Consider the following 14,665-nt stretch of genomic DNA (forward strand, 5'->3'; position numbering starts at 1 on the left):
GGGTAAGACATGTAAATTCATTATGTTGACGAAATAATCGCCTTAGGTAAAAGAAACACCGATGTGAAGCCGGTGAATCAATCTTTAAATCAGTAAACTTCATACGCTTGACAGAAAAAACAGGATGAAAGCTAATTATTTGTTGTTAAGCTGTAATGGAAACGGTTAAAGCGGCTAGTATTTAAAGGGATGGGTGACATCTCAGCGTTGTCGGAGGAGATATTTCATGATGATACGTGAGCGGATAGAAGAAAAATTAAGGACTGCGTTCCAACCCGTATTCCTCGAAGTTGTGGATGAAAGCTATCGTCACAATGTCCCAGCCGGCTCTGAAAGCCATTTTAAAGTTGTGCTGGTCAGCGATCGTTTTATGGGTGAACGTTTTCTGAATCGTCATCGAATGATTTACAGTACTTTAGCGGAGGAACTCTCTACTACCGTTCATGCGCTGGCTCTGCATACTTATACCATTAAGGAGTGGGAAGGATTGCAGGATACCATCTTTGCTTCTCCTCCTTGTCGTGGAGCGGGAAGCATCGCCTAAAAACGCATTTGCAACAGTTAGCGTTTTTCCAGTATGTTGCTAAAGATTTTATGAAAAACGGCCTGCGGGCCGTTTTGTTTTGTCTGGATTTTGCGCTTTTTGCCCAGCATTCAGACGAAAATTGCCCGGGAATTGTGAAAAAATACGCGGCAGCGCGCAATAACCGTTCTCGACTCATAAAAGTGATGCCGCTATAATGCCGCGTCCTATTTGAATGCTTTCGGGATGATTCTGGTAACAGGGAATGTGATTGATTATAAGAACATCCCGGTTCCGCGAAGCCAACAACCTGTGCTTGCGGGGTAAGAGTTGACCGAGCACTGTGATTTTTTGAGGTAACAAGATGCAAGTTTCAGTTGAAACCACTCAAGGCCTTGGCCGCCGTGTAACGATTACTATCGCTGCTGACAGCATCGAGACCGCTGTTAAAAGCGAGCTGGTCAACGTTGCGAAAAAAGTACGTATTGACGGCTTCCGCAAAGGCAAAGTGCCAATGAATATCGTTGCTCAGCGTTATGGCGCGTCTGTACGCCAGGACGTTCTGGGTGACCTGATGAGCCGTAACTTCATTGACGCCATCATTAAAGAAAAAATCAATCCGGCTGGCGCACCGACCTACGTTCCGGGCGAATACAAGCCGGGTGAAGACTTCACCTACTCTGTAGAGTTTGAAGTTTATCCGGAAGTTGAACTGCAGGGTCTGGAAGCGATCGAAGTTGAAAAACCGATCGTGGAAGTGACCGACGCTGACGTTGACGGCATGCTGGATACTCTGCGTAAACAGCAGGCGACCTGGAAAGAAAAAGACGGCGCTGTTGAAGCTGAAGACCGCGTGACCATCGACTTCACCGGTTCTGTAGACGGCGAAGAGTTCGAAGGTGGAAAAGCGTCTGATTTCGTACTGGCGATGGGCCAGGGTCGTATGATCCCGGGCTTTGAAGACGGTATCAAAGGCCACAAAGCAGGCGAAGAGTTCACCATCGACGTGACCTTCCCGGAAGAATACCACGCAGAAAACCTGAAAGGTAAAGCAGCGAAATTCGCTATCAACCTGAAGAAAGTTGAAGAGCGTGAACTGCCGGAACTGACTGCTGAATTCATCAAACGTTTCGGCGTTGAAGATGGTTCCGTAGAAGGTCTGCGCGCTGAAGTGCGTAAAAACATGGAGCGCGAGCTGAAGAGCGCCATTCGTAACCGCGTTAAGTCTCAGGCGATCGAAGGTCTGGTAAAAGCTAACGACATCGACGTTCCGGCTGCGCTGATCGACAGCGAAATCGACGTTCTGCGTCGCCAGGCTGCACAGCGTTTCGGTGGCAACGAAAAACAAGCTCTGGAACTGCCGCGTGAACTGTTCGAAGAACAGGCTAAACGCCGCGTAGTTGTTGGCCTGCTGCTGGGCGAAGTTATTCGCGCTAACGAGCTGAAAGCTGACGAAGAGCGTGTTAAAGGCCTGATCGAAGAGATGGCTTCTGCGTACGAAGATCCGAAAGAAGTTATCGAGTTCTACAGCAAAAACAAAGAGCTGATGGACAACATGCGTAACGTGGCTCTGGAAGAACAGGCTGTTGAAGCCGTTCTGGCGAAAGCGAAAGTGACTGAAAAAGAAACCACTTTCAACGAGCTGATGAACCAGCAGGCGTAATTTGCGCAGCCTAACGCGCTAAATTCGCACAAAGGCCCGTCACCGCCAGGTGGTGGGCTTTTTTTTGTCATGAATTTTGCATGGAACCGTGCGAAAACCCTCTTTCGGTGTTAGCGTAACAACAAAAGATTGTTATGCTTGAAATAGGATGATGCCGTACCCATAACACAGGGACTAGCTGATAATCCGTCCATAAGGTTACAATCGGTACAGCAGGTTTTTTCAATTTTATCCAGGAGACGGAAATGTCATACAGCGGCGAACGAGATAACTTTGCACCCCATATGGCGCTGGTGCCGATGGTCATTGAACAGACCTCACGCGGTGAGCGCTCTTTTGATATCTATTCTCGTCTACTTAAGGAACGCGTTATTTTTCTGACTGGCCAGGTTGAAGACCATATGGCTAACCTGATTGTGGCGCAGATGCTGTTCCTGGAAGCAGAAAACCCGGAAAAAGATATCTATCTGTACATTAACTCCCCAGGTGGGGTGATCACTGCCGGGATGTCTATCTATGACACCATGCAGTTTATCAAGCCTGATGTCAGCACCATTTGTATGGGCCAGGCGGCCTCAATGGGGGCATTCCTGCTGACCGCAGGGGCAAAAGGTAAACGTTTCTGCCTGCCGAATTCGCGCGTGATGATTCACCAGCCGTTGGGCGGCTATCAGGGCCAGGCGACTGATATCGAAATTCATGCCCGTGAAATTCTGAAAGTTAAAGGGCGGATGAATGAACTTATGGCGCTTCATACGGGTCAATCATTAGAACAGATTGAACGTGACACTGAGCGCGATCGCTTCCTTTCCGCGCCTGAAGCGGTGGAATACGGTCTGGTCGATTCGATTCTGACCCATCGTAATTGATGCCAGAGGCGCAACTGTGCCGCTATACTTATTCAGGTTGGCACAACGCTGGTAAGCGGCTTGCGCCTGAGAATGGCATTTGCGTCGTCGTGTGCGGCACAAAGAACAAAGAAGAGGTTTTGACCCATGACAGATAAACGCAAAGATGGCTCAGGCAAGTTGCTGTATTGCTCTTTTTGCGGCAAAAGCCAGCATGAAGTGCGTAAGCTGATTGCCGGTCCATCCGTGTATATCTGCGACGAATGTGTTGATTTATGTAACGACATCATTCGCGAAGAGATTAAAGAAGTAGCACCGCATCGTGAACGCAGTTCGCTACCGACGCCGCATGAAATTCGCAACCACCTGGACGATTACGTCATCGGTCAGGAACAGGCGAAAAAAGTGCTGGCGGTCGCGGTGTACAACCACTACAAACGTCTGCGCAACGGCGATACCAGCAATGGCGTCGAGTTGGGCAAAAGTAACATTCTGCTGATTGGTCCGACTGGCTCTGGTAAAACGTTGCTGGCGGAAACGTTGGCGCGTCTGCTGGACGTTCCGTTCACTATGGCTGATGCCACCACCCTGACCGAAGCGGGTTATGTGGGTGAAGATGTTGAAAACATCATTCAGAAGCTGTTGCAGAAGTGCGACTACGACGTACAGAAAGCGCAGCGCGGGATTGTCTACATCGATGAAATCGACAAGATTTCGCGTAAGTCTGACAACCCGTCCATTACCCGTGACGTTTCCGGTGAAGGCGTACAGCAGGCACTGTTGAAACTGATCGAAGGTACGGTTGCCGCCGTTCCACCGCAGGGCGGACGTAAGCATCCGCAGCAGGAATTCTTGCAGGTTGATACCTCCAAGATCCTGTTTATCTGTGGCGGTGCATTTGCCGGTCTGGATAAAGTGATTTCCCATCGTGTCGAAACTGGCTCCGGCATTGGTTTTGGTGCGACGGTAAAAGCGAAATCTGACAAAGCAAGCGAAGGTGAGTTGCTGGCGCAGGTTGAACCGGAAGATTTGATCAAATTTGGTCTGATCCCTGAGTTCATCGGTCGTCTGCCAGTTGTGGCAACGCTGAATGAACTGAGCGAAGAAGCTTTGATTCAGATCCTCAAAGAGCCGAAAAACGCCCTGACCAAGCAGTATCAGGCGTTGTTTAACCTTGAGGGCGTGGATCTGGAATTCCGTGACGAAGCGCTGGATGCTATCGCCAAGAAAGCGATGGCGCGTAAAACCGGTGCCCGTGGTCTGCGTTCCATCGTAGAAGCTGCGCTGCTTGATACCATGTATGATCTGCCTTCTATGGAAGATGTGGAAAAAGTGGTTATTGACGAGTCGGTTATTGAAGGGCAAAGCAAGCCACTGCTGATTTATGGCAAGCCGGAAGCGCAACAGGCGTCTGGTGAATAATTAACCATTCCCATACAATTAGTTAACCAAAAAGGGGGGATTTTATCTCCCCTTTCATTTTTCCTCTATTCCCGACGTTGAATGTGGGAGAAACATCCCCATATACTGACGTACATGTTAATAGATGGCGTGAAGCACAGTCATGTCATCTGATTACCTGGCGGACATTAAACTAAGAGAGAGCTCTATGAATCCTGAGCGTTCTGAACGCATTGAAATCCCCGTATTGCCGCTGCGCGATGTGGTGGTTTATCCGCACATGGTCATCCCCTTATTTGTCGGACGGGAAAAATCTATCCGTTGTCTGGAAGCGGCGATGGACCATGATAAAAAAATTATGCTGGTCGCGCAGAAAGAAGCTTCAACGGATGAGCCGGGTGTAAACGATCTTTTCACCGTCGGGACCGTGGCCTCTATATTGCAGATGCTGAAACTGCCTGACGGCACCGTCAAAGTGCTGGTCGAGGGGTTGCAGCGCGCGCGTATTTCTGCGCTCTCTGACAATGGCGAACACTTTTCTGCGAAGGCGGAGTATCTGGAGTCCCCGACCATTGATGAGCGCGAACAGGAAGTGCTGGTGCGTACCGCAATCAGCCAGTTCGAAGGCTACATCAAGCTGAATAAGAAAATCCCACCAGAAGTGCTGACGTCGCTGAACAGCATCGACGATCCGGCGCGTCTGGCGGACACCATTGCCGCACATATGCCGCTAAAACTGGCTGACAAACAGTCCGTTCTTGAGATGTCCGACGTTAACGAACGTCTGGAATATCTGATGGCTATGATGGAGTCGGAAATCGATCTGCTGCAGGTTGAGAAACGTATTCGCAACCGCGTCAAAAAGCAGATGGAGAAATCTCAGCGTGAGTACTATCTGAACGAGCAAATGAAAGCTATTCAGAAAGAACTCGGTGAAATGGACGACGCGCCAGACGAAAATGAAGCGTTGAAGCGCAAAATCGACGCGGCGAAAATGCCAAAAGAGGCAAAAGAGAAAGCGGAAGCAGAATTGCAGAAGCTGAAAATGATGTCTCCAATGTCGGCAGAAGCGACCGTGGTGCGAGGTTATATCGACTGGATGGTGCAGGTGCCGTGGAATGCACGTAGCAAGGTCAAAAAAGACCTGCGTCAGGCGCAAGAAATCCTCGATACCGACCATTATGGTCTGGAACGTGTGAAAGATCGCATCCTTGAGTATCTCGCGGTTCAAAGCCGCGTAAATAAAATCAAGGGGCCGATCCTCTGCCTGGTTGGACCGCCGGGGGTAGGTAAAACTTCTCTGGGGCAGTCCATCGCTAAAGCTACCGGACGTAAATATGTCCGTATGGCGCTGGGCGGTGTGCGTGACGAAGCGGAAATCCGTGGTCACCGCCGTACTTACATCGGTTCTATGCCGGGTAAATTGATCCAGAAAATGGCGAAAGTGGGCGTGAAAAACCCGCTGTTCCTGCTCGATGAGATCGACAAAATGTCTTCTGACATGCGTGGCGATCCAGCTTCCGCACTGCTTGAAGTGCTGGATCCAGAGCAGAACGTGGCGTTCAGCGACCACTATCTGGAAGTGGATTACGACCTTAGCGACGTGATGTTTGTTGCGACGTCGAACTCCATGAATATTCCGGCGCCACTGCTGGATCGTATGGAAGTTATTCGTCTCTCTGGTTATACCGAAGATGAAAAACTGAACATCGCCAAACGTCACCTGCTGCCGAAGCAGATTGAACGTAATGCACTGAAAAAAGGTGAGCTGACCGTCGACGATAGCGCCATTATTGGCATTATTCGTTACTACACCCGTGAGGCGGGCGTGCGTGGTCTGGAGCGTGAAATCTCCAAACTATGCCGTAAAGCGGTTAAGCAGTTGTTGCTCGATAAGTCATTAAAACATATCGAAATTAACGGCGATAACCTGCATGACTACCTCGGTGTTCAGCGTTTCGACTATGGTCGCGCGGATAACGAAAACCGCGTTGGTCAGGTAACTGGTCTGGCGTGGACGGAAGTCGGCGGCGACTTGCTGACCATCGAGACAGCGTGTGTTCCAGGCAAAGGTAAACTCACTTACACCGGTTCGCTGGGCGAAGTGATGCAAGAGTCCATTCAGGCGGCGTTAACTGTGGTTCGCGCGCGTGCGGAAAAACTGGGGATCAATCCAGATTTTTACGAAAAACGCGACATCCACGTGCACGTACCGGAAGGTGCGACGCCGAAAGATGGTCCGAGCGCCGGTATTGCCATGTGCACCGCACTGGTTTCTTGCCTGACCGGTAACCCGGTTCGCGCCGATGTGGCGATGACTGGTGAGATTACTCTGCGTGGTCAGGTGTTGCCAATCGGCGGTTTGAAAGAAAAACTGCTGGCAGCGCACCGCGGCGGGATTAAAACAGTGTTAATTCCGTTTGAGAACAAACGCGATCTGGAAGAGATTCCGGACAACGTGATTGCCGATCTGGACATTCATCCTGTGAAGCGCATTGAGGAAGTTCTGACTCTGGCGCTGCAAAATGAACCGTCTGGAATGCAGGTTGTAACTGCAAAATAGTGACTTCGCGCAAATTGCACTAATAAAAAAAGGGCTGGTGGGTCAATTCGGGCTTGCCAGCCTTTTTTTGTCTCGTTAAGTTAGAGGGCGGATTAGGCTTGCCCTTATTAAGGGGTGTTGTAAGGGGATGGCTGGCCTGATATAACTGCTGCGCGTTCGCACCTTGAAGGATTCAAGTGCGGGATAAATTATAAAGAGGAAGAGAAGAGTGAATAAATCTCAATTGATTGACAAGATTGCTGCAGGGGCTGATATCTCTAAAGCTGCGGCTGGCCGTGCGTTAGATGCTATTATTGCTTCCGTAACTGAATCCCTGAAAGAAGGGGATGATGTAGCACTGGTTGGTTTTGGTACTTTTGCCGTTAAAGAGCGTGCTGCCCGTACTGGTCGCAACCCGCAGACCGGTAAAGAGATCACCATCGCTGCAGCTAAAGTACCGAGCTTCCGTGCAGGTAAAGCGCTGAAAGACGCGGTAAACTAAGTATTGTCCCCATTGGGGATGTGACGAAGTTCAAGGGCGCATCTACTGATGTGCCTTTTTTATTTGTATTCCGTGACTTTCTGCAAGTTGTGGGCTGACAATTGCCCCCGTTTCTTGTCACAATAGGCCTTTGCACGCAGCGATATGTTGCGTGAGGTATACAGTCACCTACAGCGGAGTGTTGTTACACCATGATGGACAGCTTACGCACGGCTGCAAACAGTCTCGTGCTCAAGATTATTTTCGGTATCATTATCGTGTCGTTCATATTGACCGGCGTGAGTGGTTACCTGATTGGCGGAGGCAATAACTACGCCGCAAAAGTGAATGACCTGGAAATCAGCCGCGGGCAGTTTGAGAACGCTTTCAACAGCGAGCGTAATCGGATGCAGCAACAGCTTGGCGATCAATACTCTGAGCTGGCTGCGAACGAAGGCTACATGAAAACCCTGCGTCAACAGGTGCTGAATCGTCTGATCGACGAGGCGCTGCTGGATCAGTACGCCCGCGAACTAAAACTGGGTGTCAGCGATGAGCAGGTTAAACAGGCTATTTTCGCAACCCCAGCCTTTCAGGTTGACGGCAAGTTTGATAACAGCCGCTATAACGGTATCCTCAACCAGATGGGGATGAGTGCCGATCAGTACGCACAGGCGCTGCGTAACCAGCTTATGACCCAACAACTGATTAACGGCGTTGCGGGCACTGACTTTATGCTAAAAGGTGAAACCGACGAGCTGGCAGCGCTGGTTGCTCAACAACGTGTAGTGCGTGAAGCGACTATCGACGTTAACGCTCTGGCGGCTAAGCAGGCAGTGACCGAACAGGAAATCGCCAGCTACTACGAGCAAAACAAAAACAGCTTCATGACTCCGGAACAATTCCGCGTGAGCTACATCAAACTGGATGCCGCAACGATGCAGCAACCGGTTAGTGATGCGGATATCCAGAGTTACTACGATCAGCATCAGGATCAATTCACCCAGCCGCAGCGTACCCGTTACAGCATCATCCAGACCAAAACTGAAGATGAAGCGAAAGCGGTACTTGATGAGCTGAACAAAGGTGGTGATTTTGCTGCGTTAGCAAAAGAAAAATCTGCCGATATTATCTCTGCCCGTAACGGCGGCGATATGGGTTGGTTAGAAGATGCCACTATCCCGGATGAACTGAAAAATGCTGGTCTGAAAGAAAAAGGCCAACTGTCCGGCGTCATCAAATCTTCTGTGGGTTTCTTGATCGTGCGTCTGGACGATATTCAGCCTGCGAAAGTGAAGTCGTTAGACGAAGTCCGTGACGACATCACGGCGAAAGTGAAACACGAAAAAGCCCTGGATGCGTACTACGCGCTGCAGCAGAAAGTGAGCGATGCGGCAAGCAACGACACCGAATCTCTGGCCGGTGCAGAGCAGGCTGCGGGTGTTAAAGCCACCCAGACTGGCTGGTTTAGTAAAGATAAACTGCCGGAAGAGTTAAACTTTAAGCCGGTTGCGGACGCTATCTTCAACGGCGGTCTGGTTGGTGAAAACGGTGCGCCGGGCATCAACTCTGACATCATCACCGTAGACGGCGATCGCGCATTCGTGCTGCGCATCAGCGAGCATAAACCAGAAGCGGTTAAACCATTGGCAGATGTTCAGGAACAGGTTAAAGCGCTGGTTCAGCACAACAAAGCTGAACAGCAGGCGAAAATCGATGCTGAAAAACTGCTGGTTGATCTGAAAGCGGGCAAGGGTGCGGAAGCTATGCAAGCTGCCGGTTTGAAATTTGGCGAGCCGAAAACCTTAAGTCGTTCCGGCCGTGACCCAATTAGCCAGGCCGCGTTTGCACTGCCTCTGCCAGCGAAAGACAAACCGAGCTACGGTATGGCGACCGATATGCAAGGTAATGTGGTTCTTCTGGCGCTGGACGAAGTGAAACAAGGCTCAATGCCGGAAGATCAGAAAAAAGCGATGGTGCAGGGTATCACCCAGAACAACGCACAAATCGTCTTTGAAGCGCTGATGAGTAACCTGCGTAAAGAGGCGAAAATCAAAATTGGCGACGCGCTGGAACAGCAATAATCCTGAAGCCGCTTCGCAAAAAAATGCTTTGTAGCTGTAACAAGAAAAGGTCGCTTTCGCGGCCTTTTCCATTTCTGAATATTGCCATTTGTTTACTGTTTTCACTGCCGTTAAGGTGATTCCACTGTTAACAAACAAGGAGAAAACAGTATGAAACACGGAATCAAAGCACTTCTCATTACTCTGTCTCTGGCTTGTGCCGGAATGTCTCATAGCGCGCTGGCGGCTGCCCCTACGGCGAAACCGGCAGCGGTAGAAACCAAAGCGGAGGCACCCGCAGCACAAAGCAAAGCGGCAATACCGGCGAAAGCCAGTGACGAAGAAGGCACCAGAGTCAGTATTAACAATGCCAGTGCGGAAGAGTTAGCCCGCGTTATGAATGGTGTTGGCCTGAAGAAAGCGCAGGCGATTGTCAGTTATCGGGAAGAGTACGGTCCGTTTAAAACGGTGGAAGATTTAAAACAGGTGCCGGGGATGGGCAATTCGCTGGTGGAACGTAACCTTGCGGTATTAAGTCTGTAATTAATTTGCATAGTGGCAATTTTTTGCCAGACTGAAGAGGTCATACCAGTTATGACCTCTGTGCTTATAACTGTTCTTATAACAACAACGTAAGGCTATTGCGCTATGCAAACACAAATCAAAGTTCGTGGATACCATCTCGATGTTTACCAGCACGTTAACAACGCCCGCTACCTTGAGTTTCTCGAAGAAGCCCGCTGGGATGGACTGGAAAATAGCGACAGCTTTCAATGGATGACCGCCCATAACATCGCTTTTGTGGTAGTCAATATCAATATTAACTATCGCCGCCCGGCGGTGTTGAGCGACCTGCTGACCATTACCAGTCAGTTGCAGCAATTAAACGGTAAAAGCGGCATTTTAAGTCAACTAATCACCCTTGAGCCGGAAGGACAGGTGGTGGCGGATGCGCTCATCACCTTTGTTTGTATTGATCTCAAAACGCAGAAAGCATTAGCCCTGGAGGGGGAACTGCGCGAAAAGCTGGAGCAGATGGTTCAGTAAACGTTTTGTTGTGCCGGATGCGACGCGGGGTGCGTCTTATCCGGCCTCCAGGCGTGATACAATCGTAGATCGGATCAGGCGACACCCCGAATAAATTACTTCAATCCGGTCTTCTGTTTCATCGCCGTCATCACCGCCGATTTATCGGCCAGATAATGATTCAACCCGTTGGCACGCAGATTACACGCAGCACAATGACCGCAACCGTCGCCTTTAATGCCGTTATAGCAGGTCAACGTTTCGTTACGGACTAAATCCAGCTTGCCGTAATAATCCGCCAGCGCCCAGGTTTCCGCTTTATCAATCCACATCAACGGTGTTTCAAAGCGAATATCTTTCGCCATGCCCAGACTGACGGCATGGTTCAGTGCTTTCACAAACTCATCGCGGCAATCCGGGTAACCGGAGAAATCCGTTTCGCAGACGCCGGTAATTACTGCTTCTGCTTTTACCTGATACGCATATATTGCCGCCAGCGTCAGGAACAAAATATTACGCCCTGGGACAAACGTATTCGGGATACCATCGGCTTCAGGTTCATAATCTGGCACTGGAATGCTGTCACGCGTCAGGCTGCTAACCGCCAGCTCGTTGAGCAGCGTCACATCCAGCACCTTATGCGCGCGTGCCCCTAGTTTTAGCGCCAGTTCGCGGGCCACGTCGATCTCTGCGCGATGGCGCTGGCCGTAATCAAATGTCACGCAATGGACTTCATCATATTGCTGCAATGCCTGTACCAGACAGGTGGTGGAATCCTGGCCTCCACTGAACACAACGACAGCACGTTTCATAAATCATCCTGCTAAATCGGTAAAAACCTTATGGTAACGCCTGTGGTTAACCCCGACCAGTGCTTCATTGCGACGGTGCGGGAAGCCAGGCTTCGGTAAATTCAAACCAGCCGCGCGGCGTCAGACGGACACCGTTAACACCGGGTGGCGCGCTAATGCGATAGTGATAGTTAAACAGTGGTGTCAGCGTGGCGTTATCCATTAATTGTGTGAAGACCGCTTTCAGGGCGTTATGTCGGTTTTCCTCATCAGGCATCAATTGCACGGCATCCAGTGTTGAGTGCAGATGTGCATATGTGCTGGCAGTGAAAACATGTGGCCAGAGCGGATCGCAACGCAGCCATTGCTCAAGGGTATATTCCGGTGCTTCGCCAATTAGTCTATCGCCCATCATCAAATCTGCCTGAGCCAGTGGGGTTGTGTCATCCCAGTTTTTCGCATGATGAAAAATAATCTTTAATTCGCAACCTTCTGCTGCCAGCGTCGTCCGTAGCTGTTCTGCCATAGCATGAAGTTCCACTGGCAGGTGATAAGCCAGCGTCAATGTTTCCGGTAGTTTGACCTCATCTGGCACTTCCCATTGCGGAATAGTCCAGCCAGGCAGCAATGCATTACTGGCGGTGATCAGGTTTTCTCCGACTTCTAACGTTTGCAGTAAACCAGATTGATGAATAATGGTGATCACTTTTCGCGCCTGCCAGAGGGTTAGTCGGGAGCTTTTGCGCAACGTTAAATAGCAAAAACCTAAACTGATGCCGCTACTGACCTGGCTGACCAGAGGCAGATCCTCGGGTTTACCGATAGTGATTTGCACTGGATGCTGGCAACTGGTTCCCAAATCTTTTTCAAAAAGCGGTGGAGTTATCCAGTATTCAACCGCTTTTAGCAGTGGATGACGTAAATGGTAATAATCGTGACTTTCCAGACGCACCAGTTCCGCTGTGAATTGTGTTAAGCGAAAAGGACCGGTTCCCACCTGCGGGAATTGTGGATGCGCGAGATGACTGCAATAGCTTGCCAGCCGGTGGGCAAGCCAGTAATCGGGGCGATGTAAAAAGAAGGTCAGGCACTGCGGATGGGGGACTTCAATACGCTTCACGCTAATAAATAATTTACCCAATGCAGGTAGCTGGAGCAGCATCAACAACCGCTGATGCAGTTGCGTTGCTTTTACAGCATCGCCGTTATGCCAGTGCAGTGTTGAACGAAGATAAAAATCCCAGCGTAGCCCGTCAGTAGACGTTTCCCAGTGGTGCGCTAAATCGCCAATTGGGCGTTGCGTATTATTGTCGAAGCGGGTCAGGCCGGAAAAAACTTGCCCGGCGAGATGCTGCTCGGCACGGCCGGGCAAAAAGCCCGGTTGTAGCGGTTCGAGTGGGCGATAATAGGGGATACGCAACGTCGGTGTATCGTTATGCCATTGCCCGCCCATAAACGGTTGTAACAGGGTACGCAGCTCGCCAGGAGCCAGTTGCGCCAGCTCCAGCACATCCTGCTGTTTCCCGGTTTCCAGCGCCTGTTCCATCATCGTATTGCGCAGGAATTGCGGCGTCACCAGAAAGCGTAGTTGCCCGCGCTTTCCGCGTCCTGATTGCGCCTGCCACTCCAACCATCCAGCCTCCTGTGCCTGACGTAACAGTGTGCGCACATGCCGTTCGCTGCAAAAACAGCGTTCGGCCAGTTCGCTGACGGTCACGGACTGCGTCTCTCCCGCGGAAGGTTGCCACAGACGTTGATACTGGTTAAGACGGTTAAGCAGTCGCATATAAACCCGGAACAATATTATTTAACTATTCACTATTACTTCCGTATATATCGGGTGATACTCAATCACCATTAACCCTGTCACAGAGTGGAGAAAGAAATGGCTCGTCTGGCAGCATTTGATATGGACGGCACTTTATTGATGCCTGACCACCACTTAGGTGAGAAAACCCTCTCTACTCTGGCGCGCCTGCGTGAACGCGATATCACCCTTACTTTTGCTACGGGTCGCCATGCGTTGGAGATGCAGCACATTCTCGGGGCGCTATCGCTGGATGCGTATTTGATTACCGGCAACGGTACGCGCGTGCATTCTCTGGAAGGTGAATTGTTACATCGTGATGATTTACCTGCAGATGTGGCGGAACGGGTGCTCTATCAGAAGTGGGATACCCAGGCCAGCATGCATATCTTCAATGATGATGGCTGGTTTACCGAACGCGAAATTCCGGCGTTGTTGCAGGCATTTGTCTATAGCAAGTTTCGTTATCAGATTATCAATGTCAAAAAAATGCCTCTCGACCGCGTCACCAAGGTCTGTTTCTGTGGCGATCATGACGATCTTACGCGCTTGCAGATCCAACTACAGGAAGCATTAGGCGAGCGGGCACATTTGTGTTTTTCCGCGATTAATTGCCTGGAAGTACTGCCGGTGGGGTGCAATAAAGGCGCAGCGTTGGTGGTGCTGACCCAATATTTAGGTTTTTCGCTGCGCGACTGCATGGCCTTTGGCGATGCGATGAACGATCGTGAAATGTTAGGCAGCGTCGGCAGCGGCTTTATTATGGGCAATGCGATGCCGCAACTTCGCGCGGAACTCCCCCATTTACCGGTGATTGGACACTGCCGAAATCAGGCTGTCTCTCACTATTTGACGCACTGGCTGGACAATCCACATCTACCTTATTCCCCCGAATAACGAGATCCCTTCCAGCGCCGGGCAATAGCCCGGTTTTTTTTGCTTTGAATTTGTCATTTTGTGCAGTGGCGTTTAAACCGCACAGAATAAATTGTCGGTATTTGACCTTTAAAATAGAATGAAAAGAGAAAATAATTCTCTGTGGGTGGGCTATGTTAGATAAAATTGATCGTAAGCTGCTGGCCTTGCTACAGCAGGATTGTACCCTCTCTTTGCAGGCTCTGGCAGAAGCCGTTAATCTGACAACCACGCCTTGCTGGAAGCGTCTGAAACGGCTGGAGGATGACGGTATCCTTATCGGCAAAGTTGCCTTACTGGACCCGGAAAAAATTGGCCTCGGGCTGACCGCTTTTGTACTGATTAAAACGCAACATCACAGCAGCGAATGGTATTGCCGCTTTGTCACGGTGGTAACGGAAATGCCAGAAGTGCTGGGGTTCTGGCGCATGGCCGGTGAATACGATTATCTGATGCGTGTCCAGGTTGCCGACATGAAACGCTACGACGAGTTTTATAAGCGTCTGGTAAACAGCGTGCCAGGGCTGTCGGACGTTACTTCCAGTTTCGCGATGGAACAGATTAAATACACCACTTCTTTACCCATCGAATAAATATCCAAAATC

Annotated in this window: 13 protein-coding genes; 11 read left to right on the forward strand and 2 right to left on the reverse strand. The window is 50.2% G+C overall.

Going from position 1 to position 14,665, the window contains the following annotated elements; all coding sequences use genetic code 11:
* The first annotated feature begins 226 nt into the window (after positions 1 to 226).
* The 9 genes from bolA (at position 227) to fadM (ending at position 10,568) form a co-directional block, all read left to right on the forward strand.
* Positions 227 to 544: a transcriptional regulator BolA gene (gene bolA, locus BEA93_RS12420; RefSeq protein ID WP_000973458.1), complete on the forward strand. Its 318-nt coding sequence runs from the start codon at positions 227 to 229 to the stop codon at positions 542 to 544.
* A 343-nt stretch (positions 545 to 887) separates the two neighbouring features.
* Complete coding sequence (tig, locus tag BEA93_RS12430) at positions 888 to 2,186, forward strand: trigger factor (RefSeq protein WP_001198397.1); 1,299 nt, start codon at positions 888 to 890, stop codon at positions 2,184 to 2,186.
* Between the two features lie 245 nt (positions 2,187 to 2,431).
* A complete protein-coding gene (gene clpP, locus BEA93_RS12435; RefSeq protein ID WP_000122253.1) occupies positions 2,432 to 3,055 on the forward strand; it encodes an ATP-dependent Clp endopeptidase proteolytic subunit ClpP in 624 nt (207 codons plus the stop codon).
* A 126-nt stretch (positions 3,056 to 3,181) separates the two neighbouring features.
* Positions 3,182 to 4,456, forward strand: coding sequence for an ATP-dependent protease ATP-binding subunit ClpX (gene clpX, locus BEA93_RS12440; RefSeq protein WP_000130317.1), 1,275 nt, complete (start codon positions 3,182 to 3,184; stop codon positions 4,454 to 4,456).
* Positions 4,457 to 4,643: 187 nt separating this feature from the next.
* Positions 4,644 to 6,998, forward strand: coding sequence for an endopeptidase La (gene lon / locus BEA93_RS12445; RefSeq protein ID WP_001295325.1), 2,355 nt, complete (start codon positions 4,644 to 4,646; stop codon positions 6,996 to 6,998).
* 190 nt (positions 6,999 to 7,188) lie between these two features.
* Entirely contained in the window at positions 7,189 to 7,479 is a 291-nt protein-coding gene (gene hupB, locus BEA93_RS12450; protein WP_254892905.1) for a nucleoid-associated protein HU-beta, read from the forward strand.
* Between the two features lie 191 nt (positions 7,480 to 7,670).
* Positions 7,671 to 9,542, forward strand: coding sequence for a peptidylprolyl isomerase (gene ppiD, locus BEA93_RS12455; protein WP_000969351.1), 1,872 nt, complete (start codon positions 7,671 to 7,673; stop codon positions 9,540 to 9,542).
* 150 nt (positions 9,543 to 9,692) lie between these two features.
* Positions 9,693 to 10,064, forward strand: a complete 372-nt coding sequence (locus tag BEA93_RS12460; protein WP_000680305.1) for a helix-hairpin-helix domain-containing protein — start codon at positions 9,693 to 9,695, stop codon at positions 10,062 to 10,064.
* 105 nt (positions 10,065 to 10,169) lie between these two features.
* The gene (gene fadM / locus BEA93_RS12465) at positions 10,170 to 10,568 is read left to right on the forward strand and encodes a long-chain acyl-CoA thioesterase FadM (RefSeq protein WP_001194532.1); all 399 of its coding nucleotides are present in this window, start codon (positions 10,170 to 10,172) and stop codon (positions 10,566 to 10,568) included.
* A 95-nt stretch (positions 10,569 to 10,663) separates the two neighbouring features.
* Here fadM and queC read toward each other — a convergent pair whose 3' ends face one another.
* Together queC and BEA93_RS12475 are read right to left on the reverse strand one after the other, a co-directional pair.
* Positions 10,664 to 11,359 carry a 7-cyano-7-deazaguanine synthase QueC gene (gene queC / locus BEA93_RS12470; RefSeq protein WP_001515891.1) on the reverse strand — a complete coding sequence of 232 codons (696 nt, stop codon included), beginning with the start codon at positions 11,357 to 11,359 and terminating at the stop codon, positions 10,664 to 10,666.
* 64 nt (positions 11,360 to 11,423) lie between these two features.
* Positions 11,424 to 13,124, reverse strand: a complete 1,701-nt coding sequence (locus BEA93_RS12475) for an SgrR family transcriptional regulator (RefSeq protein ID WP_001238185.1) — start codon at positions 13,122 to 13,124, stop codon at positions 11,424 to 11,426.
* A 99-nt stretch (positions 13,125 to 13,223) separates the two neighbouring features.
* On the opposite strand from BEA93_RS12475, the gene cof reads away from it, so the two are divergent.
* Positions 13,224 to 14,042 (forward strand): HMP-PP phosphatase, encoded by an 819-nt coding sequence (gene cof, locus BEA93_RS12480; protein ID WP_001515892.1) that lies wholly within the window; start codon positions 13,224 to 13,226, stop codon positions 14,040 to 14,042.
* 152 nt (positions 14,043 to 14,194) lie between these two features.
* Positions 14,195 to 14,653, forward strand: coding sequence for a DNA-binding transcriptional regulator DecR (gene decR / locus BEA93_RS12485; protein WP_000884589.1), 459 nt, complete (start codon positions 14,195 to 14,197; stop codon positions 14,651 to 14,653).
* Positions 14,654 to 14,665: the final 12 nt, after the last annotated feature.

Origin of the sequence: Escherichia sp. MOD1-EC5950 (genome assembly GCF_002965345.1) — a bacterium.
Taxonomy (GTDB): domain Bacteria; phylum Pseudomonadota; class Gammaproteobacteria; order Enterobacterales; family Enterobacteriaceae; genus Escherichia; species Escherichia marmotae.